Raw genomic sequence first — 13,007 nt, forward strand, 5'->3', positions numbered from 1 at the left:
GGGGAGCGCGGCCGAACGGCCTAGTCTGGGGTCCGTGGAACTGCTGCACCTCAGGTACTTCGTCGCGGTCGCCGAGGAGCTCAACTTCTCCGCGGCCGCCCGCAAGCTGCACATGGCCGCCTCGCCGCTCAGTCAGCGGATCAAGGACCTGGAGCACGAGCTGGGCAGGCAGCTGTTCGACCGCAGCACCCACCACGTCGCGCTCACGGAGGCGGGCACGGCGCTGCTGCCCCTCGCGCGGGACGTGCTCGACCGGGTCGGGTCGATCCGGTGGCGGCTCGACGAGGCGACCGGGCCGCAGCGCGCGACGGTGTTCGTCGGCATGCCCCCCGGCGTGCACCCGGCCCTGCGCGAACGCGTGGCGGTCCTCGCGGAACGGGTGTGCGGGCGGTTCGAGCTCAAGCGGTGGCCGGGGTCGAGCACGGACCTCGTCGAGGGGGTGAAGGACGGCAGGCTCGGGCTCACGCTGGCCAGGCTGCCGGTGCAGGAGCCCGCGCTCGCGACGGTGCACGTGATGTCGGAACGGCTCGGGGCGGTCGTCCCGGCCGACCGGTTCGCCGGGCACGACTCCGTCAAACTGGCCGAACTCACCGATCTCGCCTATGCGCGGTCGCCCGAGGAAATCATGCCGTCGTATTTCGAGCAGCTCGACGCGCAATTGAACGAACTGGGCATCAAGAAGCGCATCCAGCTCACGAACACCGGTTACGGCGGCGTGAGCGAGCTGGTGTCCGGCGGGCTCGCGTTCTCCGTCTCGATGCTCGACGAGGAGAGCTCGATGCGGGGCTACCAGCTGGAGAACATGGTGGTCCTGCCGTTCGCCGACTTCCGCGCCCAGCTCGACACCGGCCTGCTGTGGCGGCACGACCGCGGCGAGGGCGACCTCCGGGAAATCGTCCGGATCGCGCAAGAGCTGTTCGCGGAACCGATTGCGAAATAATGGTGTGACCACCGTGGTCATGCCATTGTGAGCGACTTGATCGTTCCCTTCGGAGAAAACCCGCACTAACTTCGGTGGTGCAGGAACTTCGAAAGGACGAACGATGCAGGACATCACCACCGGTCCGTTGGACGGCGTGCGGGTGATCGACCTCTCGACCGTGGTCATGGGCCCGTACGCGGCCCAGATTCTCGGAGACCTCGGCGCCGACGTGATCAAGATCGAGTCCCCGGTCGACACCGTGCGCAACGGCCGCCACCGCACCACCCCCGGCATGACGCCGCTCAGCCTCAACGTCAACCGCAACAAGCGCAGCATCGCCCTGAACCTGAAGGACGAGGACGACCGCGAGTGCGCGCTCAAGCTGATCGACACCGCCGACGTGCTGATCACCAACATGCGGCCCGGCGCGCTGAGCAGGCTCGGCCTGGACTACGCCGACGTCGCCGGGCGCAACCCCGGTCTCGTCTACGCCCACGCCCAAGGCTTCCGCGGCGACTCCGACCGCGCCGGCACCGCCGCCTACGACGAGACGATCCAGGGCGCGTCCGGGCTGGTCGACATCGCGAACCGCGCGCTGGGCCGGCCGGTCTACCTGCCGACGATCATCGGCGACAAGGTGTCGTCGCTGACCATCGCCTACAGCGTGCTCGCGGCGCTCGTGCACCGGGACCGCACCGGCCAGGGCCAGCGGGTCGAGGTGCCGATGGCGGACACGATGATCGCGTTCAACCTGGTCGAGCACCTGTCGGGCCACGCGTTCGTGCCGGAGGAGGGCCCGACTGGGTTCGGCCTGTCGATGGCCAGGGGCCACCACGCCGTGCACACCGCGGACGGTCTCGCCTGCGTCGTCCCGTACACCCCGCAGAACTTCCGCGACTTCTTCGCCGCCGCCGGACGCCCCGACCTGGTCGAGGACCCGCGGGTGGCCGGTGAGCGGATCGACCCCGGCGACAGCGACGACCTCATGGGCCTCGTCGACGAGTGCGCCGCGGCCCTGCCCACCGAGGAGTGGGCCGAGGTGTGCGCGAAGCACAGCATCCCGTTCGGGCCGGTGCTGGAGCTCGACAAGGCGCACGAGGACGACTACGTGCGCGACGGTCACCTGCTCGACACCGTGCGGCACCCGACCGAGGGCGAGATCCGCTCGATCGGCATCCCCGTCCGGTTCTCCGCGACCCCCGCCACCGTCCGCCGGCTCGCCCCCGTGCCCGGCCAGGACACCGCGGAAGTCCTGAAGGAGCTCGCATGACCGCCGAAGTCCGCACCGAACGCATCGGCTCGGTGCTGCTCATCACCCTCGACCGCCCGCAGGCGCGCAACGCCGTCAACGCGGCCGTCGCCGGTGGCCTCACCGCCGCACTGGACGAGCTGGAGACCACACCCGAGCTGCGGGCCGGCGTGCTGACCGGAGCCGGTGGCACGTTCAGCGCCGGCATGGACCTCAAGGCCGCGCTGAAGGGCGAGTCGCCGTCGGTGCCCGGCCGCGGGTTCGGCGGGCTGACCGAGGCCGAGCTGACCAAGCCGCTGGTCGCCGCCGTCGAGGGCGTCGCGCTGGGCGGCGGGTTCGAGCTGGCACTGGCCTGCGACCTGATCGTCGCTGCCGAGGATGCGCGGTTCGCGTTGCCCGAGGTCAAGCGCGGTCTGATCGCCGCGGGCGGCGGAGTCGTGCGGCTCACCGACCGCATCCCGCACCACCTGGCGCTGGAGCTGCTGCTCACCGGCGAGCCGATCGACGGCCGCCACGCGGGTGAGCTGGGCCTGGCGAACCGGGTCGTGGCACCGGGTGAGGCCGCCGCCGTGGCAGTGCAGCTGGCCGAGCAGATCGCGCGCAACGCACCGCTCGCGCTGGCCGCCGTGAAGACGGTCGTGCGGTCCGCCGACCGCTGGACCGCCCAGCGCGAGGAGATCGCGAAGTTGATGAGCACCGCCGACGTGCGCGAGGGCATGACCGCGTTCGCCGAGCGCCGGGCTCCGCAGTGGACAGGAGAATGACCGTGCTGGGTGTCACACCGTTGAGCGCACCGGCGTTTCCCGCCGTGCAGCCCCGGTTCTTCGACCGCGAGTACCTCAACATCGTCTACCGCACCGATCCCGAGGCGCTGCGCGCCGTCGTGCCGCAGCCGCTGGAGGTCGACGAGCCGCTGGTCCGGTTCGAGGTCATGAAGATGACCGACGTGACCGGCTACGGCCCCTACACCGAGGCCGGTCAGGCGATCCCGGTCGTGTTCGACGGCGAACGCGGCGAGTACCTGCACGCGATGTACCTCGACAGCTTCGCCGCCACCGCGTCCGGCCGCGAGGTGAGCGCCTACCCGAAGGTGATGGGCTCGCCGTCGCTCTACGCCGACCGCGGTGCCCTGGTCGGGACCCTCGACTACGGCACCGTCCGGGTGGCCACCGCGACCATGGGGTACAAGCAGTACGAACTGGACACCCGTCTGGCTGAGGCGGAGATCACGGTTCCAACGTTCATGCTGAAGACCATCCCTGGATATGACGGAACGCCGCGGGTCCAGGAGCTCGTGCGCACGCGGATCACGGACGTCGTGGTCAAGGCCGCGTACACCGGGCCCGCGCGCCTGCAGCTGTTCCAGCACGTCCTCGCACCGCTCGCCGACCTCCCCGTGCTGGAGGTCGTGTCCGCCAGCCACATCGTCACCGACCTGACGCTCGCTCCCGCCAAGCCGGTCCACAACTACTTGGAGGAAGCGTGAACACCGGGAAGAAGGTCAGCACCGTCGCCGTCATCGGTGCGGGGGTGATCGGCCTGTCGTGGGCCCGCCTGTTCTGCGAGCACGGCCTGACCGTGCGCGTCGCCGACCCCCGCCCCGACCTGGTGGTCCCCGACGGCGTCGAGGTCGCGGCGACCGTCGCGGACGCGGTGCGGGACGCGGACCTCGTGCAGGAGAACGGCCCGGAGGACCTGGAGTTCAAGAAGACCCTGTTCGCCGAGCTGGTCCGCGAGGCCCCCGCGCACGCGTTGCTGCTGAGCTCGTCGTCCGCGATCCCGTCCACCGCGTTCACCGAGGGCATCGACGGATCGCGTGTCCTGATCGGACACCCGTTCAACCCGCCGCACGTGATCCCGCTGGTCGAGGTCGTGCCGGGCGAGCAGACGACCGAGGAGTCGGTCAGCCGCGCCGTCGAGTTCTACCGCTCCGTCGGCCGCACGCCGGTCGTGGAGCGCAAGGAGGTCCCCGGCTTCGTCGGCAACCGGCTGCAGGCCGCGCTCTCCCGCGAGGCCGCCTACCTCGTCGAGCAGGGCGTCGTCACACCGCAGGACCTCGACACCGTCGTGACCAGCTCGCTCGGCATCCGCTGGGCGACCGTCGGCCCGTTCCTCGGCGCCCACCTCGGTGGCGGCCCCGGCGGGTACCGGCACCTCGCCGAGCACATCGGCAGGTCCATGCGGGACCTGGCGCTCGGCACCCCCTCGGACGACCCCGAACGGCTCATCAGGGCCGTGGAAGACGCTTACGGCTCCTCCACGTACTCGGCGCTGGCCGAGGCGCGCGACCGCAAGCAGCTCGCCGTTCTGACCGCAGTGGAGGACAACTGACATGGACCGCATCGAAGACCAGCTCGTCGCCGACTTCTACGACTACGAGGCGCTGCTGAGCGACGAGGAGCGCAAGATCCTGCTGCACGCCCGCGAGTTCATGGCCGCCGAGGTCAAGCCGATGGTCAACGAGTTCTGGGCGCGCGGCGAGTTCCCGCCGGAGCTCATCGACAAGTTCCGCGGCGCCGGCCTCACCGCCCTGTCCTACGAGGGCTACGGCGAGCACCCGGCCGCCGTCAGCAACCTGCTCACCGGCATGCTGGCGATGGAGCTCACCCGCACCGACGCCTCGGTCGCCACGTTCTTCGGCGTCCACAACGGACTCGCGATGTACTCGATCTACTCCGGCGGCTCGCAGGAGCAGCGCGACCGCTGGCTGCCCGCCATGGCCGCGATGGACAAGATCGGCGCGTTCGCGATGACCGAACCGCTCGGCGGCTCCGACGTCGCGGGCGGCATGCGCACCACGGCCCAGCGCGACGGCGACACGTGGGTGCTCAACGGCGCCAAGAGGTGGATCGGCAACGCCACCTTCGCCGACTACGTGGTCGTGTGGGCGCGCGACCTGGACGACAACCAGGTCAAGGGTTTCGTGGTCGAGAAGGGCATGCCCGGCTTCACCGCGACCAAGATCGAAGGCAAGATCGCGTTCCGGATCGTCGAGAACGCCGAGATCACCCTCACCGACGTCCGCGTGCCCGAGGCGAACCGGTTGCAGAACATCAACTCGTTCCGCGACGTCGCGGAGATCCTGCGCGCCACCCGCGGCGGTGTCGCGTGGCAGGCGCTTGGCGTGATGATCGGAGCCTACGAGGCCGCGCTCGCCTACGCCCGTGAGCGCGAGCAGTTCGGCCGCCCGATCGCCGGTTTCCAGCTGGTGCAGGACCTGCTGGTGAAGTCGCTGGGCAACATCACCGCCTGCTGGGGCATGCTGGTGCAGCTCGCCCGGCTCCAGGACGCCGGCATCTTCCGCGACGAGCACTCCTCGCTCGCCAAGGCGTTCGTCACCGCGCGGATGCGCGAGGTCGTGGCGTGGGCGCGGGAGATCTTCGGCGGCAACGGGATCGTGCTGGAGCACGACGTGGCGCGGTTCTTCGCCGACGCCGAGGCCATCTACTCGTTCGAGGGCACGCGGGAGATGAACACCCTGATCGTGGGCAAGGCGATCACGGGCGAGAGCGCGTTCGTGTAGGCACGGCGCAGAAGGGCCGCCGGTGGGCACCGGCGGCCCTTGCCATGTCAGCCGTGCCCGGCGACGCGGTGCGGCTGGTAGGCCTGCTCCAGCGAGCGCGCCTCGTCGTCGGTCAGCTCGAAGTCCAGCGCCGCCACCGCGTCGTCCAGGTGCGCGGGCTTCGTGACGCCGACGATCGGCGCCGTCACGACCGGGTTGCGCAGCAGCCACGCCAGCGCCACCTGCGCCCGCGAGACGCCCCGCGCGGCGGCGACCGCGGCCACCTGCTCGACGATCGCCCGGTCCGACTCGACGTACAGCGTCGACCCGAACTCGTCGGTCTCCGCGCGTGCGGTCGTGGCGTCCCAGTCGCGGGTCAGCCGCCCGCGCGCCAGCGGGCTCCACGGGATGACCGCGATGCCCTGGTCCGCGCACAGCGGCAGCATCTCGCGCTCCTCCTCGCGGTAGAGGAGGTTGTAGTGGTTCTGCATGGACACGAACCGCGTCCAGCCGTTCGCCCGCTGCGTGTACAACGCCTTGGAGAACTGCCACGCGTACATCGACGAGGCGCCGAGGTAGCGGGCCTTGCCGGACTTCACGACGTCGTGCAGCGCCTCGAGGGTCTCCTCCAGCGGGACGGCGGGGTCGAAGCGGTGGATCTGGTACAGGTCCACGTAGTCGGTGCCCAGCCGGCGCAGCGAGTTGTCGATCTCGGCGAGGATCGCCTTGCGCGACAGGCCGGCGCCGTTCGGGCCGGCGTGCATGCGGCCGTTCACCTTGGTGGCGAGCACGACCTCGTCGCGGCGGGCGAAGTCCTTGAGCGCGCGACCGGTGAACTCCTCAGACGACCCCGCCGAGTAGACGTTGGCCGTGTCGAAGAAGTTGATGCCGGCTTCAAGGGCGTTCTTGATGAACGGCCGGGCCTCCTCCTCCGGCATCGACCACGGATGCGTGCCCAGCGACGGATCGCCGTAGCTCATCATGCCGAGACAGATCTCCGACACGTCCATGCCGGCGAGCTTGGTGTAGCGCACGTTCAGCCCCTCAGGAAAACGACGGTCACGGTCGGGTGATGGCGACAACAACCCGTTCAACATCAACGTAGTCCCGATCGCCGGATCGTGCCCCTTCTCGACACGACAGTGGCTGCGCACCCGGAGGCACCGGCTCGCGGGTCTAGCTTCTGTGGGCATGACGAGCACCGACGTGGTCACCGCGGCGCGACCCGCTGGAGAGGTGCTGGCCTGGAGCCGTGCCGTGGTCGAGGCACCGCTGACGGCCGCCATCGCCACGTTGCCGGACCAGACCCGCGCGGTCGTCGGCCACCACCTGGCCGGGCAGGACCCCCTCGTCGCCGCTCTGGCCCTGCTCGCCGCGGAGTCCGTCGGCAGCGCGGATGCCGCTGTCGAGGTCGCCGTGGCGTTGCAGCTCGCGCACCTGCACGACCAGGTGCACGCCGACCTGATGACCCGCGCGGCCCGCCGCGGCTCCCGGCCGAGCGCGTGGGTGGAGTTCGGCGACCGCCGGGCCGTCTCGGCGGCGGACGCCCTGCTGACGCTCGCGTTCACCCACCTCACCGGGCCCGGGGTGATGGCGCTCAACGCAGCACTGCTGTCCGTTGTGGACGGTTACGTGCGGGAGGTCGAGATGGCCGGACGCCCCGGCGCCGTCGAGGTCACCGAGCACCTGCGCGTCGCCGCCGCCCAGCACGCCTCCCTCGCGGCCTGCGCGTGCGAGCTGGGCGCACTGGCCGCCGGCGCGACCCGTGACCAAGCCGGTCGCCTCCGCGCGTTCGGCGACCACCTCGGCCTGGCGCGCAAGCACGTCGACGACGTCCTCGCCCTGTGGGGCGGCCCCGCGGTCTCCGGCCGTCCACTGCACGACGACCTGGCGCACGACCGCCGCACGCTTCCCGTGGTGGCCGCGCTGGCCGCCGGTGCCGAGTTGACCGGCTCACCCGCGGAGCAGGCCCGCGCGGTCGAGCAGGCGGGCGGGCGCCGGTGGTGCGAGCAGCAGGCCGGGGTGTTGCTGGACAGCGCGCTCGGTCACCTGCGCGCGGCGGGTGTGCGGCAGCGGGCGGTGGACGAGCTGGCCGGGTTGGCGGTGGCGGTGACGACCGGCCGGTTCTCGCCGGTGCGCGTTCCCGCGGCCGTCGTGCCCGCTCAGGCGACCGCGGACCAGGTACCGTCGTGAGGTGGTCCGGTTGCTCGCTGGTCCTGGTCGGCCACCGTGTTCCGGCAGGACGACCGCCCTGCCGGAACACCGGCCGGAATCAGCTGCAGTAGGCGTACATCAGGTCGTTCTTCGCCCAACCGCGGACACCCGTCGCCACGTTCTGCACCTCGATCCACTCCCAGCCGGACACGGCCTGCCCGCAGGACAGGTACGCGTACTGACCGGGGTAGCCCGAGCCCAGGACGGTGTACCCCGTGCCGGGTCCGGAGCGGATGTTGACGCCGGCGACCTTGAAGTCGCCCGAGTTCTGCAGCGGGTCGGCGCTCGCAGGAGCGGCGACGAGGGTGATGGCAGCCGCGGACACCACGGTGGCGGACGCGAGCATGCGGAACAGAGACATTCGAAACCCCCCAGGTTTGAACGATCTGAATACATGCCTACCGGATCTGTCGCCGGGAGCGCAACCGCCCACCGAGTCCCGGTTGAGGCGTGCGGAGCACAGTCGGGGTGCCGGGTTCGGGTTCGATACAGAGACCTGGACCACCCTCGGTTGCACGTCCAATAGTAGGAAGTCAAACTATTCTCATGACGACGTCCCTCGCGCCCGCGTTGCACAAGCCGGTCAACCCGGTGCGCTTCGTGACCGCGTCCAGCCTCTTCGACGGCCACGACGCGGCGATCAACATCATGCGGCGCATCCTGCAGGCACAGGGCGCGGAGGTCATCCACCTCGGGCACAACCGGTCGGTCGCCGAGGTCGTGACCGCGGCGGTCCAGGAGGACGCGCAGGGCATCGCCATCAGCGCCTACCAGGGCGGGCACGTCGAGTACTTCTCGTACCTGGTCGAGCTGCTGAACGAGCGCGGTGCCGGGCACATCCGGGTCTACGGCGGCGGTGGCGGCGTCATCGTGCCCGAGGAGATCGAGCTGCTGCACTCCCGCGGGGTCGCGCGGATCTTCTCGCCGCAGGACGGGCAGACGCTCGGCCTCGCCCGCATGATCAACCTGATGATCGAGGAGTGCGACCACGCGCTCACCGCGCCGTTCAGCCACGACGCGCTGCTGACGGGAGCCGACGAGGCCCTGGCGCGCGCGATCACGCACATCGAGGCGGGCACGGCCGAGCCGCTGGAGGCCACGCGCAAGGTCCCGGTGCTCGGCATCACGGGCACCGGTGGCTCCGGCAAGTCGTCGCTCACCGACGAGCTCGTCCGCCGCTTCCGGCTCGACCAGCAGGACAAGCTGCGCATCGCCGTGCTCGCGGTCGACCCGACCCGGCGCCGCGGCGGTGGCGCGCTGCTCGGCGACCGGATCCGGATGAACTGCCTCGACGGCGACCGGGTGTTCTTCCGCTCGCTGGCCACGCGCCGCGCCGGCAGCGAGATCCCGGACGGCCTGGAGCAGGCCATCGTGGCGTGCAAGGCCTCCGGTGCCGACCTGGTCATCGTCGAGACCCCCGGCATCGGCCAGGGCGACGCGGCGATCGTGCCGTTCGTCGACTTCTCGCTGTACGTGATGACGCCGGAGTTCGGTGCCGCGTCGCAGCTCGAGAAGATCGACATGCTCGACTACGCCGACGCCGTGGCGATCAACAAGTTCGAGCGCCGCGGTGCCGAGGACGCGCGCCGCGACGTGGCCCGCCAGATGGTGCGCAACCGCGAGGCGTTCGGCGTGAAGTGGGAGGACATGCCGGTCTACGGCACGTCCGCCGCGACGTTCAACGACGACGGCGTCACCGCGCTCTACCAGTTCCTGCGCGACGGCCTGAAGGAGCACGGCCTGCACGTCGAGGACGGCGCGCTGGCACCGGTCTCCGGCAAGACGTCGACCAGCGCGTCCACCGTCGTGCCCGCCTCCCGCGCCCGCTACCTCAGCGACATCTCCGACACCGTGCGCGGCTACCACCGCCGCACCGAGGAGCAGGTCGCCGCGGTCCGCGCGCACACCCAGCTCACCGCGGCGCAGAAGGCGCTGGAGGCAGCGGGGAAGGGCGTCGCGGACATCGCGGAGCTCGCCTCCGCCGCCGAGCGCGGCCTCGACCGCGACACCACCGACCTGCTCGGTGCGTGGCCCGCGACCGTCGAGCAGTACAGCGGTGACGAGCTCGTGTTCACGGTGCGCGACAAGGAGATCCGCACCAGGCTCACGCGGGAGACGCTGTCCGGCAACCAGGTCCGCCGCGTCAGCCTGCCCCGGTACGACGACGAGGGCTCGTTGCTGCGGTTCCTGCGCAAGGAGAACCTGCCGGGCTTCTTCCCGTTCACCGCGGGCGTCTTCCCGTTCAAGCGCGAGGGCGAGGACCCGGCGCGCATGTTCGCGGGCGAGGGCGACGCGTTCCGCACCAACCGCCGCTTCAAGTACCTGTCGAAGGGCAACCCGGCCACCCGCCTGTCGACCGCGTTCGACTCGGTGACGCTCTACGGCCGTGACCCCGACACCCCGCCGGACGTCTACGGCAAGATCGGCACCTCCGGTGTCTCGATCGCGTCGCTGGACGACATGAAGGCGCTCTACGACGGCTTCGACCTGGTCGCGCCGACGACGTCGGTGTCGATGACGATCAACGGCCCGGCGCCGACGATCCTCGCGTACTTCCTCAACACCGTGATCGACCAGCAGGTCGCGAAGTTCACCGCCGAGGAGGGCCGCGAGCCGTCCGCGGAGGAGCACGCCCGGATCAAGGCGTTCGCGCTGGGCAACGTCCGCGGCACCGTGCAGGCCGACATCCTCAAGGAGGACCAGGGCCAGAACACCTGCATCTTCTCCACGGAGTTCTCGCTGCGCATGATGGCGGACATCCAGGAGTGGTTCATCCAGCAGCAGGTGCGCAACTTCTACTCGGTGTCGATCTCGGGCTACCACATCGCCGAGGCCGGGGCGAACCCCATCAGCCAGCTCGCCTTCACGCTCGCCAACGGCTTCACCTACGTCGAGTCGTACCTGGCACGTGGCATGAACATCGACGACTTCGCGCCGAACCTGTCGTTCTTCTTCTCCAACGGCATGGACGCCGAATACAGCGTCATCGGCCGCGTCGCCCGGCGGATCTGGGCCGTGGCCATGCGCGACCGCTACGGCGCCTCGGAGCGGTCGCAGAAGTTCAAGTACCACGTGCAGACCTCGGGCCGTTCGCTGCACGCGCAGGAGATGGACTTCAACGACATCCGCACCACGCTGCAGGCGTTGTGCGCGCTGTACGACAACTGCAACTCCCTGCACACCAACGCCTACGACGAGGCGATCACCACTCCCACGGAGTCGTCCGTCCGGCGCGCGATGGCCATCCAGATGATCATCAACAAGGAGTGGGGCCTCTCGGCCAACGAGAACCCGCTGCAGGGCTCGTTCGTCATCGACGAGCTGACCGACCTCGTCGAAGAGGCCGTGCTGATGGAGTTCGACCGCATCTCCGAACGCGGTGGCGTCCTCGGCGCGATGGAGACCGGCTACCAGCGCGGCCGCATCCAGGACGAGTCGATGCTCTACGAGCAGCGCAAGCACGACGGCTCGCTGCCGCTGGTCGGCGTCAACACCTTCCTGCCGGAGGACGGCACCCGCGAGGTCGTGAAGATCGAGCTCGCGCGCGCCACCGAGGAGGAGAAGGAGTCGCAGGTCGAGCGGACCCGCGCGTTCCAGGCCGCGCACCGCGACGAGGCCCAGAAGGCCCTCGCACGCCTGCGCGAGGTGGCGCAGACGAACGAGAACGTGTTCGCCGTGCTGATGGACGCCGCACGCGTGTGCACGCTCGGTCAGATCACCGAGGCGTTCTTCGAGGTGGGCGGCCAGTACCGCCGCAACATCTGACCCCTGCTTCTGCAAGTACCACCAACTCAACATCAACAGGCACTTTTCTACTACCAACAGCGCCTCCGACCGCCTGCCGACGCGGTCCTAGTTCGGTGGACGACGAACATGTTGGTAGTAGTTGGCGGCGGTTTGATCAAGGGTTGGTGGTACTTGCAGACGCCCTTGCCGACAGGGGCAAGGGGCTAGACGGCGTAGGGGCGGCCGACGATCCACCCGCCCACCCGGTCGGGCAGCTCGTCGGTCGGCACCAGCTCGACCGGGTCACCCACGTTCACCACGCCGGGCCGCACCACCCAGCTGTCCAGGCACAGCACCCCGCCGAACTCGTGCCGGATCCGCCGGTGCACGTCCAGGTCCTGCGCCCCGGTGTCGGGGTCGATCGTCGTCACCACGCACCGCGCCCGCTGCCGGTACATGCCGATGACGACGTCGCCGACCACCAGCGCGTGCCCCGGCCAGCTCTCCTCCTCGCCGGCCTCGACCCCGCCGACGAGGATGTTGGGCCGCAGCCGCCGCACGTCCACGCCCGCCGCCGCGACCTGGCCGTCGGTGGCCACCAGGACGTTGAGCACGTCGAAGCGCTCCGGCCCGGTGTAGCGGGTCAGCCGGCCGCCGAACGGCAGCACCCGCTCGTGCGCTTCCCAGCTGTCCCACGGGTGCCCGTCCACGAGCGGGCCGTCCGGCCCGGTCGTCGCGGGGATGGTCAGCAGGCCGTACCGGGTGCGGCCGGTCAGGACCCCGCGCGGGCCCTGCACGTGCACGAGCCGGTCGCCCTCGACCCCGTCGGAGGTGAAGGCCGCCGACTCCAGTTGCTCGCCGCCGAGCGACTTCACCGGGTAACGCCACAGTCCTGAGACGTGCATCGGTCTACTCCGTCGGGAGGTCGTGGGTGGAGGTGGGGTCGACGCGCCGGTCCGCGGCGGCGATCCGCACGTCGTTGATGCTCGCCTCACGCCGGGACATCAGGCCGGACGGAGCGAACTCCCAGTTCTCGTTGCCGTAGCTGCGCCACCACTGGCCGTCGTCGTCGTGCCACTCGTACTGGAAGCGGACGGCGATGCGGTCGTCGCCGAACGCCCACAGCGACTTGCGGAGCGCGTAGCCGTGCTCGCGCTCCCACTTGCGGGTCAGGAACGCGACGATCTCGCCGGTCCCGCGCACGAACTCGGACCTGTTGCGCCACACCGAGTCCGGTGTGTAGGCGCGGGCCACGCGCTCCGGGTCGCGGGTGTTCCAGGCGTCCTGCGCGGCCTGCACCTTCTGCCGGGCGGTGTCGGCGTCGAACGGTGGCACGAGGGTCACGGCGGCATCCTTTCCAACGGTTGGAAGACGCCGCAAACGTTAGAACATGG

Annotated in this window: 12 protein-coding genes; 8 read left to right on the forward strand and 4 right to left on the reverse strand. The window is 70.3% G+C overall.

Translation table 11 applies throughout. From position 1 onward, the window contains the following. Nucleotides 1-34 precede the first annotated feature (34 nt). From AB0A63_RS26920 to AB0A63_RS26945, 6 genes are all read left to right on the forward strand, one after another. Nucleotides 35-940, forward strand: a complete 906-nt coding sequence (locus tag AB0A63_RS26920; protein WP_360396271.1) for a LysR family transcriptional regulator — start codon at nucleotides 35-37, stop codon at nucleotides 938-940. Nucleotides 941-1,043: 103 nt separating this feature from the next. After that, entirely contained in the window at nucleotides 1,044-2,192 is a 1,149-nt protein-coding gene (locus AB0A63_RS26925; RefSeq protein ID WP_360396273.1) for a CoA transferase, read from the forward strand. Then, entirely contained in the window at nucleotides 2,189-2,935 is a 747-nt protein-coding gene (locus tag AB0A63_RS26930) for a crotonase/enoyl-CoA hydratase family protein (protein WP_360396275.1), read from the forward strand. The genes AB0A63_RS26925 and AB0A63_RS26930 overlap by 4 nt, the downstream gene beginning before the upstream one ends. Continuing rightward, nucleotides 2,932-3,657, forward strand: coding sequence for an acetoacetate decarboxylase (locus AB0A63_RS26935; protein ID WP_360396276.1), 726 nt, complete (start codon nucleotides 2,932-2,934; stop codon nucleotides 3,655-3,657). Before AB0A63_RS26930 ends, AB0A63_RS26935 begins: the two co-directional genes overlap by 4 nt. Next, the gene (locus AB0A63_RS26940) at nucleotides 3,654-4,502 is read left to right on the forward strand and encodes a 3-hydroxyacyl-CoA dehydrogenase NAD-binding domain-containing protein (protein ID WP_360396278.1); all 849 of its coding nucleotides are present in this window, start codon (nucleotides 3,654-3,656) and stop codon (nucleotides 4,500-4,502) included. The genes AB0A63_RS26935 and AB0A63_RS26940 overlap by 4 nt, the downstream gene beginning before the upstream one ends. Before the next feature lies 1 nt (nucleotide 4,503). Continuing rightward, nucleotides 4,504-5,694 (forward strand): acyl-CoA dehydrogenase family protein, encoded by a 1,191-nt coding sequence (locus tag AB0A63_RS26945; protein ID WP_360396280.1) that lies wholly within the window; start codon nucleotides 4,504-4,506, stop codon nucleotides 5,692-5,694. 47 nt (nucleotides 5,695-5,741) lie between these two features. On the opposite strand, the gene AB0A63_RS26950 is transcribed toward AB0A63_RS26945, so the two are convergent. Beyond that, on the reverse strand, nucleotides 5,742-6,707 hold the full coding sequence (locus AB0A63_RS26950; RefSeq protein WP_360396282.1) for an aldo/keto reductase: 966 nt from the start codon (nucleotides 6,705-6,707) through the stop codon (nucleotides 5,742-5,744). Between the two features lie 157 nt (nucleotides 6,708-6,864). Here AB0A63_RS26950 and AB0A63_RS26955 point away from each other — a divergent pair, with 157 nt between their 5' ends. Beyond that, a complete protein-coding gene (locus tag AB0A63_RS26955) occupies nucleotides 6,865-7,866 on the forward strand; it encodes a polyprenyl synthetase family protein (RefSeq protein WP_360396283.1) in 1,002 nt (333 codons plus the stop codon). A 79-nt stretch (nucleotides 7,867-7,945) separates the two neighbouring features. Here the strand turns inward: AB0A63_RS26955 and AB0A63_RS26960 are convergent, their stop codons facing one another. Then, nucleotides 7,946-8,248: a hypothetical protein gene (locus AB0A63_RS26960; RefSeq protein ID WP_360396285.1), complete on the reverse strand. Its 303-nt coding sequence runs from the start codon at nucleotides 8,246-8,248 to the stop codon at nucleotides 7,946-7,948. 185 nt (nucleotides 8,249-8,433) lie between these two features. On the opposite strand from AB0A63_RS26960, the gene icmF reads away from it, so the two are divergent. Next, nucleotides 8,434-11,652, forward strand: coding sequence for a fused isobutyryl-CoA mutase/GTPase IcmF (gene icmF / locus AB0A63_RS26965; RefSeq protein WP_360396287.1), 3,219 nt, complete (start codon nucleotides 8,434-8,436; stop codon nucleotides 11,650-11,652). A 185-nt stretch (nucleotides 11,653-11,837) separates the two neighbouring features. Here the strand turns inward: icmF and AB0A63_RS26970 are convergent, their stop codons facing one another. Then, the gene (locus AB0A63_RS26970; RefSeq protein ID WP_360396289.1) at nucleotides 11,838-12,518 is read right to left on the reverse strand and encodes an MOSC N-terminal beta barrel domain-containing protein; all 681 of its coding nucleotides are present in this window, start codon (nucleotides 12,516-12,518) and stop codon (nucleotides 11,838-11,840) included. A gap of 4 nt (nucleotides 12,519-12,522) precedes the next feature. Then, the gene (locus tag AB0A63_RS26975; RefSeq protein WP_360396291.1) at nucleotides 12,523-12,957 is read right to left on the reverse strand and encodes a nuclear transport factor 2 family protein; all 435 of its coding nucleotides are present in this window, start codon (nucleotides 12,955-12,957) and stop codon (nucleotides 12,523-12,525) included. Nucleotides 12,958-13,007: the final 50 nt, after the last annotated feature.

This window comes from Lentzea sp. NPDC042327, from assembly GCF_040647275.1.
In the GTDB taxonomy this organism is placed as follows: Bacteria; Actinomycetota; Actinomycetes; order Mycobacteriales; family Pseudonocardiaceae; genus Lentzea.